The organism is Palleniella muris, assembly GCF_004792655.1.
GTDB classification, from domain to species: Bacteria; Bacteroidota; Bacteroidia; order Bacteroidales; family Bacteroidaceae; genus Prevotella; species Prevotella muris_A.
In genome coordinates, this window is the sequence record NZ_SRZC01000005.1 from 78164 (window position 1) to 93138 (window position 14975).

The window sequence follows — 14975 nt, forward strand, 5'->3', positions numbered from 1 at the left end:
TTTTATGCAGGGTATATGTTTTTTCATCATCAGATAGCATATTTTTCATACATAAATATCATTAATTAATTTAACAACAAAAGCTTATGCAGAAATTTTTCCTTCGGACCATGTTCGTCCTCACGTTCCTTGTGGGTGGAATGGTCATGGAAGCACAAGCGGAGAACATTGCCCCGAAGAAGGGTGTCATCCGTGTGAAGCTGCAGCCTGAAGTGGCGTTGCAGGTGGGCACAGCCCCCCGCATGCGCACCAACGGCGTGGTGACCACCGGCATCCGTCCTCTCGACAGGGCTGCCCGCAATGTGAAAGCTGTCAGCATCCGTCCGATGCTCCCCTACTCCGCGAAGTTCGCGAAGCAGAGGGCGAAGTACGGACTCGACCGCTGGTATGTGGTGACTTTCGACGAGTCGGTTTCCTCCGCTGAGGCTCGCAAGGTGTTTGCGACAACGGCAGGTGTGGAACTTTCGGAAGTCGTGACTCCCATGTCCCTGAAAGAGGGTGACAAAGGGTTCCGGAAACTTGACCGCAGCAAGGTGCTTACCGCTCCTGCGGCGACCATGCCTTTCAACGACCCTTTCCTTCCGCAGCAGTGGCACTATCAGAACTTCGGCACAATCCCTTACAGTGTGGTGGGTGCCGACATCAACCTGTTCAACGCATGGAAGACCTCGACTGGTTCCAATGACGTCCTTGTGGCTATCATCGACGGCGGTGTGGACTACACTCATGAGGACCTTAACCAGAACATGTATGTCAACACCGCCGAGCTCAACGGCAAGGAGGGTGTCGATGACGACGGCAACGGCTATGTCGACGACATCTACGGCTGGAACTTCTGCACCAACGAGCCTAAGGTTTATCCTCACAGCCATGGCACGCACGTGGCAGGCACTGTGGCAGCCGTCAACAACAACGGCATCGGTGTCGGAGGCGTGGCAGGCGGAAACGGCACTCCTGGCTCCGGTGTGCGCATGCTCTCATGCCAGGTGTTCGACTCCCGTTCCGGTACTGCTGACGGTGACTTTGCCGCTGCCATAATCTATTCAGCGGAGAAGGGCGCCACCATCGCCCAGTGTTCATGGGGATGGAGTTCTCCTGAGTACAAAGAGCAGGCCGTCCTTGACGCCATTGATTACTTCACGGCCGAGGCACGCTCCGAGAAAATGAACGGCGGTCTATGTATCTTTGCTTCCGGCAATGACGGAAAGACAGGCAACTACTATCCTGCCGCCTACTCCAAATGTGTGGCAGTCACTTCAATGACCTCCGAGCTGACCCCTGCCAGCTACTCCAACTACGGCGGGTGGGCGGACATCATCGCACCGGGCGGTCTGCTTGACTATGGCGAGGCACAGGGAGTGCTCTCCACTCTCCCTGGCAATGAGTACGGCTATAATGAGGGAACATCCATGGCTACGCCTCATGTCTCAGGCATTGCAGCACTTGTGCTGTCACGCTATGGCTCACCGACATTCCTCAACGAGACTCTCCGTACGCAGCTCCTGACTTCCGTAAAAGATTTTTACAGCTACGGCAACAACAAGCAGTACGAAGGTCTTTACGGCTCAGGATACATTGATGCTGCAAAAGCTCTGCAGATGGATGAGACCGGCAGACCGGAGAGCGTGAAGGACTTTGAGATTATAGCAGCACAGGATTATATCACTCTCTCATGGATAATCCCTGCATCTTCCGACAATAACGTCAACAACCATATCATCTACTACTCAAAGACTCCGTTCACTGCCTCTGATGACTTGACAAAGCTCCCTCGTGTGATGGTTGACACAAAGTTCCTCAATTCTGGAGACCTTTACACAACGGAAATCAATAACCTTGACAACCTTACCGAATACTACGTGGCGATACAGGCTGTCAACCGCTGGGGCAGGGCTTCAGAAATATCACCTGTAAAGAGTGTGACCACAAATGCCGGTCCTAAGCTCAGTGTGGATGAGACAGAACTCTCTATGGCAACAGACGAGGCGAACCCTGTGGCAACCTCACGTCTGACCATCAACAACGAGGCAGAAGGTGTCCTCAAATGGGAGGCAACCCACCGCACCGTCTCCGCACAGATGAAGTCTGCGCGTCCTATGCCGGGCAAGGTGGTTCCTTTCGCGGGAAAACTCTCCATGAAGGAGGCAAGCCGCCGTGCTGTGGCAGCAGCTCCGGAGTACAATGCTGACGAATACCCTAAGAACATGACATGGTCGGAGCAGCTGTATGCCATGATTGGCGAGACTGACAAATCGCTCCCTAACTCCATGGCACAGTGGTTCAAGGTTGATCCTGAGAAATATCCTGACGGATTCAACCTCACTTCATTGTGGGTTGAAGCTCCGACAGACGGAGTCTTCGGCGCGAATCCTAAACTTGAGATTTACAAGGGTGATGTCGGAATATCAAGTGCCTCCCTTATCCAGGAGGTGGATTACATGTTCTTCACCTACAACTATGACATTCCTCTCAAGGAACAGATATGGTTCGCTCCAGGAGAGTCTTTTTGGATTGTGGCGCATTTTGACGCTAATCAGGAAGGCTTCCCTCTCTGCATGGGTCACACGTCGCAGCCTGATGCCTCTTCCAACAACAGTTACATGAGTAACGACCTCGGAAAGACATGGGTACAGCTGTCCACCGCACTGAAAGGCAGCAGCTACGAGTCCATGGCTTCAGAGTTTGTATGGGCTATACGCGCACGCTCTCTCAACCCTGACTGGAGCGGGGTGCTTGAGCTCAATCCGGCATCAGGTCAGGTGAAGAAGGGCGAGAAGCAGACTGTCGGCATCAAGGTTGATGGAAGAAATATTGTCAACGGTAATTACAGATTCAACATCAATCTTGCATCCAATGAGACAGGCAATAAGGTGACTAAGGTTCCTGTGACCTTTGATGTCAGCGGCAACAAGCCTTCCGTTGAGGTGCCTAAAGTAGTGAACTTCGGCAATCTCCTTACCGGAGAGTCCAAGACAATGACAGTGGAGGTTTACAACAAGGGTTATGGCTCTTTCCGTGGTTCGGAGTGGGGCCCAGGTCTCTATGATGGACAGAACATCACCTCAAGCTCTGAGTATTTCTCCTGTCCGGAAGGTGTCAGCAGTGGTTTCCCTGCACGTGCGACAACGAAGTTTGAACTCACATATCGTCCTAAGAGCGCAGGTTCCCACAGTGGAACAATCACGTTCAGCAATGATAAGGGTGAGACTGTGAGAATCATGGTTCAGGGTTCTGCGACCGACCCAGCACGCCTTACAGTCACTCCGCAGGAGGTTGAGGCAGGAACGCTCACTCTCGGAGAAGCTCCTAAAGCACTGTCCTTCACCATCACCAATGACGGAAAGTATCCTTTGGAATATGTCTTCCCGAAATTCTCTTCACAGACAGTGGAGGGGGCGGCAAATCTCCATAAGTTCGGATATGCCGTAGGGTCTACTCTTGAAGGGTACAATGAATTTGCTTATGAGCCTGCTCCTGAGCTTATCAACCCGACGGATGTTACTCCAACCTTCAATGATGTTGTCTACCTGACAAAGCCTGTGGCACTCGGATTCAATTTCCCATTCTATGGAAAGAGCTATGACAAGGTGTACATCACATCTTTCGGCGGTGTCCTCTTTGCTCCTAATCAGGAGATGCTCCGCGGCCCGCTGTATGAGGGGTCGACATCACTCGTCGGCACAGGAGCCATAATGGCTTACGGACGCCAGCTGCAGATGGCTCCTGAGTCAAAGGTGGAGTACGGAAAGAAGGACGGTAAGTTTGTCATCAACTTCAAGAACGTTCTCGCCCTTGTCTATGATAAGGACTATGCTCCTATATCTTTCCACATGACACTTGCTCCTGACGGCAGCGTGGAGATATTCTATGATGAGTACAACCCTGGAAATATGTTCCAGAGCGGCAGCTCACTCTATTGCGGTATCGCCGACCCTGACATGACGGACTGTGTGACAGTCACTTCCTCAGAGATGGCTGACTATTTCGGTGTCGAAGAGCCGACGGCCGACAACTCACGGTATCAGTTGTTCGGAAACGGAACAGCCGTGAAGTTCGAGGCACCGCGCGCACTCTTCGTACGTTCACTCGAACCTGCTTACGGCCTTGTCAGCCCGGGAGAGTCCGTAGAGGTCAAGACTACCGTAGGCGTCAGCGATGACATGAATGCGGGAGAGACATACAACAATCTCACAATCGTGACCAACGACCCTGCTCCAGCAATTTCCGCAGTACGCTTCAATGCTGTCATCAGCGAAGAAGGCATGAAGCCTCTTGCTGTCGTGGATAATGACAATATCAATTTTGGCAAGGTGTTCCGCACATCGAAGCTTATACTTCCGGTGGCTCTGAAGAACGATGGTCACAAGGCTATGAAGCTCACCGCTGCTGCATTCGAGAAAAACTCACTCACCATTTCCAACGAACTCCCTGTCGAAGTGAAGCCGGGTTCTTCTGTGGATATCCTTGTCAATGTTCCTACAGATAAGGAAGGTGACGTTGCCGACAAACTTACACTCACCACTGATGCCGGTGTACTCAGCGTGTCCGTCAAGGGCACTGTCATCGGATGTCCTGAGCTGGGACTCTCATTTGACAACATCAACGAGACTTTGGAGAGCGGTACGCCACTCACCAAGACTCTTGAAATCTCCAACAACGGCAACGAGCCTCTCGAATACGCATTCTCTACTGACGAGAATGTCAAGGTTGCAGTTCCTGAGAAGGAGAACTCTGAAGTTTCCTATGTCTACGGAGCTTCCGTTGACAACAAGGCGGAATATGACTGGGTGGACATCGTTGACAACGGTCTCGGAGAGCAGAATCCTTACCGTTATTATATGAACCATGACTACATTGAGGTGGAGCTGCCGTTTGAATTCCCATTCTACGGCAAGAAGTACAACAAGATGTATGTCTACAACACAGGTTTCGTATCGTTCACAGAACGCCGCGATGACAAGATATGGCCTGAGCCGCCGGGCGACTTCCCTGCGGGAACAGTGTTCCACAACATCATTGCACCTTACTGGGGTCTCCATTCCATGAACACTACAAAGACAGGCGGTACATACCATTATGTCACAGAGGACCGCGCTGTTGTCTCATTCATGGAGTACGGCAACTCAATGAACTATGGTGTATGTTACCAGCTCATAATGGAGAAGAACGGCAGCTTCAAGTTCCAGTACAAGGGCTATGACGAGAATTCCAACATCATGTCGGCATTCGGTCTTGCCGGAACATGTAACGAGGACGCTACCGATGCCATCCGTCTGCCGGAGCGTTACATAGCTTTCGGTAATGCCGTGACATTCACTCCTGTCATAAAGAACACTATGGCACCGGGTGAGAAGGAAGAAGTGGCAATCACTGTCAACACCGACCGTATGGCAGGCGACTACCAGAGCACAATCTCCATAGCAACAAACGTTCCTTCAAAGGAAACTGTGGAGATTCCTGTAAGCGTAACCGTCACAGGTGAGGCGAAACCTGTAATCGCTGATGAAGTGAATGTGGAGAACGTGCTTGGCTACCGCAGCATGGATATGTCTGACCCTATGGTGCAGCAGGGCATGTGCTACAGTGCATACTTCTCTGTTGCCAACGAGGGCTCGGCAGAGTTCCAGGTTACAGGAGTAAACTATGAATCTCCGATGATTGAAGACCCTATGTTCGGTGAATTCCCGGCATTTATGCTTCTTGCCAAACTTCCGGAACTCGACTGGATTACAGGCGAGCCGACCGGAAAATATGCATGGCAGATTGTAGAGCCGGACTTCTTCATGCCTCAGACTGTAGGCAAGGCTCCTCTGGAGTTCGCAGTACCAATGCAGGAGTGTGAATTCTGGATGACACCGGGCACTTATGAGATTCCTGTGACAATAAGCTACACTGCCAATGGTGAGCCAAAGCAGAAGACAGTGAATGTCAAGTTTACCGTCACACCAGCTCCGGCAATGGTTTTTGACAAGGAGGAGATACGCATCGCCAATGCTGCTGACGACCATAATTCCGTAGAGACTCTCAAAATCACCAACGAGGGCGAGTACAAGCTGGACTACTCATTCTATCTTGACCCGTCAGGTGTGGGAGAGACTGTTGAGGACACAGGCGGCGGCATTGCTCCGACAGCCTTCACAAAGGCTCTCGCTGCAAACGGTGAGGTATCCTCAGACCTCTATGATGGCATGTTGTCGGAGATTAAGGCTTACGGTAGCCAGAAGGATGCCAACCCTTATGAGCTTCCTACAAACTTTGACTACACCAACGCTCTCTACTATGAGTCAATGCCTGGCAACAACGCTGCTTATAACTATGGCGCGAACAACCTGTTCGATGTCTATAAGGAAGCAGTGTCGTTTAAGGCTCCTAAGACAGGTATAAACATTTCACATATTTATATTCCTGTATTGGTAGAGGATGCCAAGAACGTCAATGTCAAGATTGAACTCCTCACCGGCTCTACCCCTGAGGACAATGGCGATGTAATCGGACGTGGAAACCTCTTCATAGAGTCACAGCCGCAGCATCCGGAAACAGGAGCATACACAGGACAGTTCTATGTCGTGCCTCTTGAGAAGCCTGTCTACATGAACCCTGACGAGGAATTCAATGTAGTGGTCACTTATCCTGAAGGATTGAAAATACCGTCATATCTCTGTGTGAAGGAAGAGCCTGTCAAGGCAGGACGCTATCTCGGATGGACAGAGAATGCCGGATGGTACGACGTGTCACAGTTATTTGAAGACCAGTATGGCTCTATCGGCTACATTCTGACTTGTCTTGAGACTGTTCCTGGAGAGCCTTGGGTGAGTCTCGCCACAGAGGAGACTGAAGGTGAGCTTGCCGTCGGCGCATCGAAGGAGATAAAGATTAAGATTAACGCTGCTGCCGCACGTCTTGAGAAGAACAACAAGGCGGTCATCGTAATCAAGAGCAATGACCCTGACCGGTCTCTCGTCAACTATCCTGTATATCTTGACAAGAACGGCGCACCGGTCATCGGCGCTCCTTCAGGAAAGATTTATGCCAAGGAAGGTCAGACAACAAACGTTCCGTTCACGGTGTTCGACGAGGACGGGGACGACATCACTCTGAAACTTGCAGACAGCGAGGGAATAGCTTCCATCAGCGAGGTTACTCCTTCCGAAGGTGACAACATCACAGTCGACAAGGCTGAGGACGGCACAGTAACCGTCAAGGGGGCTACAATGCCTGTCAATGTCAATGTCGCTCTTACTCCTGCATTCGGGCAGGAAGGCTCATACATCTTCACACTCGTTGCTGCCGACAATGCAGGCCATACCTCTGTTGTCACACAGGCTTATGAGGTGGAGAATGTGAACCGTGCTCCTGAGGCGGAAGGCGACCTGGACATCACTGTCAAACTCGGTGAACTGTCAAAGGTGACTGAGTTCGCGACAATCTTCACTGACCCTGACGGCGATGAGATGACCTACAGCTTCAACTTCCCTGCAAATGCAGTTGCCGATGCATTCACTACACCGACAGGTGTGGTATTCCACGGCAGAAGCCTCGGAACAGCTTCCGGCACAATCACCGCTACTGACAGTGAGGGTCTCTCTGCTTCTGTGAAGGTGAACGTGACCGTAAGTGACAATGTAGGCATCGATGAACTGACAGCAGGCGATGGTCTGATAAGCCTTTCAGCTTCCGCATTCCACGAGTCACTCAACTTCAAGTCTCTCGTAAGCGGCAACCTCTCTGCCAAGGTTTATGATGCGGCAGGTCAGTGCGTACACGCTTCCGACCTTGATGTCGCAGCAGGAAACGCCTACAGTATTGCCCTCGGTGGCAATGCCAACGGTGTCTACATCCTCCATGTGACATCCGCAGGCAAGACAGAAACCTACCGCTTCATCAAGCGATAAGCCAAGTCTTGCATGATATATTATAAAATAAAGCCGTACCCATACCGGGTACGGCTTTATTTTGTGTTTCCAAACAGGGGAATCCATCCCCTCGCTTACTGCTGCTTTCGGTAAGTCAGGGCGGCAACGGTGTTTGTGAGAACAGCAAAGAAAGCAAGGAGGATGTACTGCATTCCGAGTGCCGACATGTCAGTACCTTTAAGGTAGACGGAGCGCATTATCTCAATGAAATAGCGCGGAGGGAGTGCGTAGGTGATAGCCTGCGCCCAATGCGGCATGGAGGAAATCGGCGTCAGCAGACCACTCATGAGTACAAAGACGAGCACAATGAAGAACATCAGGAACATGCTCTGCGACATTGTCTCCGAACGGTTGGCGATGACTATGCCTATCCCCGAAATAAGAATGATGAACAATGCCGCCGCAACGTATATCGCTGCCAGCGCTCCCACCGGCACAAGGCCATAGACAGCGGCGGCTATCAGCATGGCAGCGGTGAGGTCTAACAGTCCGATAATCCAGTAAGGGATTACTTTTGAAAGGACAAAGACCGTTGTGTTCACAGGCGTCACATTCATCTGCTCTATCGTTCCTGACTCCTTTTCGCCCACAAGGTTGAGGGCAGGGAGGAAGCCGCATATCATGATGAGCAGCATTATCATCAAGGCGGGTATCATGTTGTTGCGGTACTCAAGCGTGGGATTGTAGAGATACCGCACACTTGCCTTCTCTTCCGGCTTTATTCCCCTGAACCGTGCGACAGTGTTCATCACCGAACCTGCCACATAGCCCGAGCCAAGCGAGCCTTTCGTGCCGTTCACACCGTTGGCACTGATATGCGGCATAATGGGGTTGCCGCTCTCCACCGACCGCTGAAAATCCTTCGGAATCTCCACAATCACGTCCACATCGCCATCCTTCACCATCTCCATGGCATCGGCATAACTCCCTGACCTTGAGACGGTGAAGAACGAAGTTGCACCAAGGTCGGTGATTATGTTCTGCGTCAGTCGGCTGTTATCATGGCTTACGATTGCCACACCGACATGCCTGACGTCCATTGTCGTCACCAACGGGATGATAAGGATGACGACACAGGGGAAGATGAAAGCCACCTTTGGTATGAACTTGTTCTTCCAAAAGAGGATGAACTCTTTGCGCAGCAGTATAAGGAGTGTTCTCATTGCAGTCTGTTGTTAAAGCGTTTGACGGAAATTGCCACTAAGGCGACAGCCATGAAGGTCAGCACCAAGCCCTCTTTTGCCACATAACCGAAGCCGAGCCCCTCAATCATAATCTTGCGCATGGCAGGGATGTACCACCGCGCTGGCACTATGTTCGACACCCATTGGAGCACCGTGGGCATGTTCTCAATGGGGAACATCATGCCCGAAAGCATGATTACGGGCATCATGAACACCATTCCCGAGATGAGCAGTGCCGCCATCTGCGACTCCACGAGTGTGGAAACGAACAGTCCCAAGGCAAGGGCGAGGATGATGTAGACGAAAGACAGGGCGAACAGTGCCGTCATAGAGCCTGACAAAGGGACATCGAGGGCATAGCGCGAAATGAGGAGTATGGACACCAGGTCTATGCAGGCAAGGGCGAAATAAGGAATCATCTTTGCCACAACTATCATCACCGGGCGTATCGGGGAGACAAGCAGCACCTCCATTGTGCCAGTCTCTTTCTCGCGGACAATGGACACTGAGGTGAGCATGGCACAGATGAGGATGAAGATAAGCCCCATGATTCCCGGCACGAAGTTGTACGAACTCTTCAGCTGCGGATTGAAAAGTATTCTAACATTCGGTGCCACAGCAGCTTTGCTTTCTGACAGTATATTCGTCAGATAGCCCGTCGCAGTCTGTGCCGTGGTGGTGTTCGACGCGTCCGCCACTATCTGGAACTTGCCGTTCCTGTCATAGTCCCTGCTGAAGACGACCACGGCGAGTGCTTCGTTGGAGGACAGACAATGGTCTACCTTGTCCGTGGTGATGTAGCCACGGAACGTGATGTACGGGTTTTGTGCCATTTGCGCGACCTTCGACTCTATGGCAGGAGTCATCTTGGGTGTTGCCACAACTACCTCCACATCGTTGAGTTCCGTGGAGATGGCAAAACCGAAAAGAATCATCTGCACTACGGGAATCAGCAGCGCGATGAGCATTGTGCGAGGGTCTCTGACAATATGCGTCACCTCTTTCCTTACAAAAGCGATAAAACTTCTATTCATTGTCGTGTGGCTTTACGTTATTGCCGTGTGGCTCTTCGTGCAAGGAAACGGAACACTTCGTCCATTCCTGCGGCGTTGAACATGGCTTTCAGTTCGCCGGGAGTGCCCAGAGCCTCTATCTTTCCGTCAACCATTATGGAGACACGGTGGCAGTATTCCGCCTCGTCCATATAGTGCGTGGTGACAAAAACAGTGGTGCCCTCGTCGGCAGCCTTGTAAATCATCTCCCAGAACTGCCGCCGTGTGAGCGGGTCCACGCCACCTGTCGGCTCGTCAAGGAACACCACCTCCGGACTGTGGATTGTCGCCACCGCGAACGAAAGTTTCTGCTGCTGTCCCAAAGGAAGGACGGCAACGGGCATGTCAAACTCCTTTTCAAAGGCGAGAGTCTCGGCAAGCTCACGGCAACGCTCCTTTATCTGCGATGACGACAGCCCGTAGATGCCGGCGAAAAGTGCGATGTTCTGCCTGACGGTCATGTCATTGTACAAAGAGAACCTTTGGCTCATGTAGCCTATATGGCGCTTGACCTTCTCACTTTCCCTCGCCACATCACAGCCTGCCACAGAGGCATGACCCGACGTAGGCACACTGAGTCCGCAGAGCATGCGCATCGCTGTGGACTTCCCTGCTCCGTTGGCACCGAGAAATCCGAATATCTCGCCGCGACGGACACTGAAACTTATAGCATCCACGGCAGTGAAATCGCCGAACCGTTTGGTGAGATTGTCGGCGGTTATAACGTCATTTCTTTCCATGACCCATAATGTTTATGAACACATCTTCTATATTAGGACTTATTCCTTTGACCTCAGCCACTCCTGAGACAGCGGCGAGGACTGAGGCGGAAAGCCGCTCTTCGGCAAAGACATGGATATACTCGCCGAAAAGTACCGCGTCACGCACTCCTGCCGCATGGCGCAGGTTCTGCAATGTGCGGTAATTGTTCTCGCCACGCACGGCATACACCGGCATGTCGTTGCGTGACAGTATCTCATCTAAAGAGCCTGTCTCAAGGATGCGTCCGGCATTCATCAGCGCAATCCGGTCACACCGCGAAGCCTCGTCCATGTAAGGAGTGGAGACGATAATCGGCATGCCGCCCTGCTTTATTCCCGAGAGAATGTCCCAAAATTCGCTGCGCGAGACGGCATCGACACCCGTCGTAGGCTCGTCAAGGAAGAGGATTTCGGGCTTATGAATCAGCGCGCAGCAGAGTGCGAGTTTCTGTTTCATGCCGCCGGAGAGCTTGCCTGCACGACGGTTCCTGAATGGTTCGAGCTGCCTGTAGACAGGCTCCACCATGCCGAAATTGTCGGAAACCCGCCCTCCGAACAGCGAAGCATAGAACCGAAGGTTTTCCTCCACGGTGAGATCGGGGTAGAGTGAGAACCTTCCGGGCATATATCCTGCCCGGAAGCGGATAGCGCGCGGATTGCCGATGATGTCGAAACCGCACACCTCCGCCCGCCCTTCGTCAGGCAGCATAAGGGTGGTGAGTATGCGGAAAAGGGTGGTCTTGCCGGCTCCGTCCGGTCCTATGAGCCCGAAAATCTCACCGCGCGCCACATCAAGGCTAACACTGTCGAGAGCCTTCAACGCCCCGAAACTCTTCGTTATGCCTTCCGTATGTATCGCAAAACTGTCCATAATGATAAATTCCTGTGGTTTACAGCCTTACGTTCCCGTATCCGCCAATCTTCAGCCTGCCGTCGTTTGCCACCGCGATTTTCACCGCATAGACAAGGTTGGAGCGCGAATCCTGCGTCTGGATGTTCTTCGGAGTGAACTCACTCTCGGAAGAAATCCATGTCACAGTCCCCGGATACTCATAGAGTTCCTCACCGCCGAAGTTGGCAACAACAGTCACCTTCTGCCCAAGCTTTATCCCTGCCAGCTGCTCAGAGGTGAAATACGCCCTCAGATAGATTCTACTCAGGTCGGCAATCTTCAGCAGAGGCTTTCCCGGCACGGCATATTCCCCTGCCTCACAGTACTTTGTCAGCACCGTTCCGGCTATGGGCGAACTTATCCGGCAGTCAGCGATGAGGTCGGCAACCTGCTCTATCTGTGCGTTAATGGCTGCCGACGACTCGTCAATGGAAGCAGTGTTTGTCCTCAATGCCGAATGCTTTGCGGCGATTGTCTGTTCAAGAACCTCTATTCCGGCATCGATGTCGTCAAGCTGCTTTTGCGTTGCCGCACCTTCGGCGAGAAGGTTCTTCACACGCTCACGCTCATGGATTTGCTTCTTCAGCTCCCTCTTCGACGCTGCAAGCTGCAATGCGATGTCCGGCCGCGAGACATTGGAAGCCGACTGCCTGTACACCAGTTGCCGGAGCTGGTGGTGCAGTTGTGTCGTGTCTATGAGGGCAATCGCCTCGCCAACGGTGACGGTGTCGCCCTCGGCAACGCCAAACTCAAGTATCTTTCCTGACGTTTCGGCAGACAAAGTGAGGTCTGTAGCCTCGAAATTGCCGTATGCGTCATACTGTTCTTTCTGTCCACACGCCGCCAATGCCATGGCAGCCATTGCGAGAACCGCTGTCTTTACTATGCTTTTCATTTGTTCCTTATGTGTGTTAGATTATAAATCGCCTTCAAAAGCTCTATCTTATGGAGCATGAAATCATTCTCCGCAAGTTCCTCGTCGGTGATTTTCTGAAGCAGGGATGTTGCGTCAAGGACTCCGTTGCGCAACTGTGCGCAGGCTGCCGATGTCACATTCCTCCTCAGTTCGACAATCTTTCCGTCGCTGTCCATCATCTCCCTCAGCGCCTCTATCCTTCCGAGACATTCCCTTTCGGCAATACTGTTGTTGAAGGTGAACGCCTTGCGGTCTGCCTCTACCTGCTCTTGTTGGAGGAGAATCTTGGAAAGGGAGTTCTTGCGAGTGTACAATGCACCGAAATTCCACGACATTCTTATTCCTGCCATGAAGTTGAACGACAGGTCGCGCGACTGCATGTTCTTGAACATGTCATACCCCGGATAGCCATAGTAGCCGGACATGAACGCTCCGACATGCGGCATCACCGACGCCTTCACTCGCGACTGCTGCGACAGAAGGTGGCTGTTGCGTGCGTCAAAGAGGCGCATCTGCGGATGTATAGTCCTCTTTGCCACTTCCAAGCCCTCTTCCGGAAGGACAAGGGTGCGTGCAGCCATTGGTTCACCGGTGAAGATTTCCATAACGCGGCGATAGCTTCCTATTGTCGCAACGAGCCGGGTTCGCTGCTGCTTCAAGGCAAACAGCCGCGCCTCTATCTGGTCACAGTCGCTCCGCATGGCAACACCGTTCCTGTACATCGCCCTCACCTGCTGCAGCGTAGAGTCTACGAGGGCTGTAGACTTGTCGGTGGCGGCAATGCGATGCTCAAGCAACAGAATGGAGAAATACAGCTCTTCCACTCTTTCCTCCACCTCATAAAGCCTGACATCAAGGCTGCTTCTCTCCACCTCCGAAGCACTCCTTACCGAGCGGCGGTCAGCCTTTGACATCCCGCCGTCCCAGATTTGCTGCGTGACATCCACGCCTATGCGGTACTGGGTCTTGGCAAGTCCCGGATAACCAACGCCTTGTTGGGAAAGAATTTGCGTCAGCATGTCGGGCAAGGCGGCAACCTCATTCTGCCACGTCACTTGTCCTGCCACCGTCCCCTGCGGCAGCCACACCTTCGCCGCATTGGAGAGGTCGAGATGCTTTATCCTGTCCAACAGCCCATAGTTGGCTATTTCAGGATACCGGTCGGTGGCAAGACGCACACATTCGCCGATTGTCATCTTCTGCGCCACTGCCGGAATGCACAGCGCGAGGGCTATGGCAAAAGAAAAAATCCTGTTTCTCATTGTATACGTTTTAATATTGTCTCTACCGTTTCCCTCTTCCTCATCTCCATAAACTCGCCGTAACGCTCCTGCGGATAGCCCGCAACGACCATCATCATCGGGGATGCAAGGAACGGGAAGACATTCAGGCAGGCTATGTCGCAAAGCAGCATGGGGACGTCAACCCTGCCTATCTCGCCCGCCTCGTGTGCCTTGTCGCACTCGCATTGCACCTCTTTCAGCTGCTCGCGGAACACCGGCGCCAATCCATTGACTGCTTCCCTGAACATCTCGGGGCGGGAATGGAGGGTCGTGAAGACAAACAACGGCAAATCCTTGTTGGCCATAAGGAAATCGAAATGCGCCTCTATGCCTTTGCATATCCTCTCCTTTATGCTGCCTTCCGCCCTGACTATCGGCACAAGAACCATGTCAAGGACATACTGCATCTTATCCTTGAACACGCATTCAAAGAGCTTCTCCTTAGTGCGGAAATAGTAATGGAGCATGGCGTGTGTCACACCGGCTTCCGCAGCTATCGACGCTGTCCGCGCACCGTCGAAACCTTTCAAACTGAACTCCTTTATCGCAGCCTCCAGAATGCGCTGCTCTGTGTCCTTTTCGCTCTTGTCCATATCGCTATCTGTTTCGTTTAACAATTTTGTTAGTGCAAATTTACACAGTTGAAGCCCACGTTCCAAATATTCTCGGTTAACTTTTGTCAATTCGCTGCATTTCAGTTTGAAAGAGGATAAATAACGATAAGAAAACACCGCCGTAAAGGACGGCATAACGAAAGGTTACCTTTCATGCTGCCAAAGGCTACCTTTTACACCACAAAAGGTAACCCTTCGCCATGCGAATCGTTACCTTTCACTTCGTCACTCTTCCACCACTACAAAACGACTCCTTTATGCCTGTCACCATCATTATCTTTGCTTTTAGCTTAAATAATTGCAAATAATTTGCCTGTCTGACTATTTTTGCCTATATTTGCAGATTAAAATGAAATTAAA

General features: G+C 51.9%; 8 protein-coding genes. 1 reads left to right on the top strand and 7 read right to left on the bottom strand.

The window, feature by feature from the left end:
• Window positions 1-86: 86 nt before the first annotated feature.
• Window positions 87-7892, top strand: a complete 7806-nt coding sequence (locus tag E5358_RS04225; protein WP_135939041.1) for a S8 family serine peptidase — start codon at window positions 87-89, stop codon at window positions 7890-7892.
• A 95-nt stretch (window positions 7893-7987) separates the two neighbouring features.
• Here the strand turns inward: E5358_RS04225 and E5358_RS04230 are convergent, their stop codons facing one another.
• Genes E5358_RS04230 through E5358_RS04260 form a run of 7 tightly spaced genes read right to left on the bottom strand, consistent with a single transcriptional unit; the run spans window position 7988 to window position 14594 of the window.
• The gene (locus E5358_RS04230) at window positions 7988-9076 is read right to left on the bottom strand and encodes an ABC transporter permease (RefSeq protein WP_135939042.1); all 1089 of its coding nucleotides are present in this window, start codon (window positions 9074-9076) and stop codon (window positions 7988-7990) included.
• Window positions 9073-10131 (bottom strand): ABC transporter permease, encoded by a 1059-nt coding sequence (locus tag E5358_RS04235; protein ID WP_135939043.1) that lies wholly within the window; start codon window positions 10129-10131, stop codon window positions 9073-9075. The genes E5358_RS04230 and E5358_RS04235 overlap by 4 nt, the downstream gene beginning before the upstream one ends.
• 17 nt (window positions 10132-10148) lie before the next feature.
• On the bottom strand, window positions 10149-10889 hold the full coding sequence (locus E5358_RS04240; RefSeq protein WP_135939044.1) for an ABC transporter ATP-binding protein: 741 nt from the start codon (window positions 10887-10889) through the stop codon (window positions 10149-10151).
• Complete coding sequence (locus E5358_RS04245; protein ID WP_135939045.1) at window positions 10876-11781, bottom strand: ABC transporter ATP-binding protein; 906 nt, start codon at window positions 11779-11781, stop codon at window positions 10876-10878. The genes E5358_RS04240 and E5358_RS04245 overlap by 14 nt, the downstream gene beginning before the upstream one ends.
• Before the next feature lie 19 nt (window positions 11782-11800).
• The gene (locus E5358_RS04250; RefSeq protein ID WP_135939046.1) at window positions 11801-12697 is read right to left on the bottom strand and encodes an HlyD family secretion protein; all 897 of its coding nucleotides are present in this window, start codon (window positions 12695-12697) and stop codon (window positions 11801-11803) included.
• The gene (locus E5358_RS04255; protein ID WP_135939047.1) at window positions 12694-13980 is read right to left on the bottom strand and encodes a TolC family protein; all 1287 of its coding nucleotides are present in this window, start codon (window positions 13978-13980) and stop codon (window positions 12694-12696) included. The genes E5358_RS04250 and E5358_RS04255 overlap by 4 nt, the downstream gene beginning before the upstream one ends.
• A complete protein-coding gene (locus tag E5358_RS04260; protein WP_168354579.1) occupies window positions 13977-14594 on the bottom strand; it encodes a TetR/AcrR family transcriptional regulator in 618 nt (205 codons plus the stop codon). Before E5358_RS04260 ends, E5358_RS04255 begins: the two co-directional genes overlap by 4 nt.
• Window positions 14595-14975 lie beyond the last annotated feature (381 nt).

What these genes read in the sequence shown, in the direction of transcription:
- E5358_RS04225 (WP_135939041.1), top strand. Translation starts at nt 87, where the DNA reads ATGCAGAAATTTTTCCTTCGGACCATGTTCGTCCTCACGTTCCTTGTG.
- E5358_RS04230 (WP_135939042.1), bottom strand. Translation starts at nt 9,076, where the DNA reads ATGAGAACACTCCTTATACTGCTGCGCAAAGAGTTCATCCTCTTTTGG.
- E5358_RS04235 (WP_135939043.1), bottom strand. Translation starts at nt 10,131, where the DNA reads ATGAATAGAAGTTTTATCGCTTTTGTAAGGAAAGAGGTGACGCATATT.
- E5358_RS04240 (WP_135939044.1), bottom strand. Translation starts at nt 10,889, where the DNA reads ATGGAAAGAAATGACGTTATAACCGCCGACAATCTCACCAAACGGTTC.
- E5358_RS04245 (WP_135939045.1), bottom strand. Translation starts at nt 11,781, where the DNA reads ATGGACAGTTTTGCGATACATACGGAAGGCATAACGAAGAGTTTCGGG.
- E5358_RS04250 (WP_135939046.1), bottom strand. Translation starts at nt 12,697, where the DNA reads ATGAAAAGCATAGTAAAGACAGCGGTTCTCGCAATGGCTGCCATGGCA.
- E5358_RS04255 (WP_135939047.1), bottom strand. Translation starts at nt 13,980, where the DNA reads ATGAGAAACAGGATTTTTTCTTTTGCCATAGCCCTCGCGCTGTGCATT.
- E5358_RS04260 (WP_168354579.1), bottom strand. Translation starts at nt 14,594, where the DNA reads ATGGACAAGAGCGAAAAGGACACAGAGCAGCGCATTCTGGAGGCTGCG.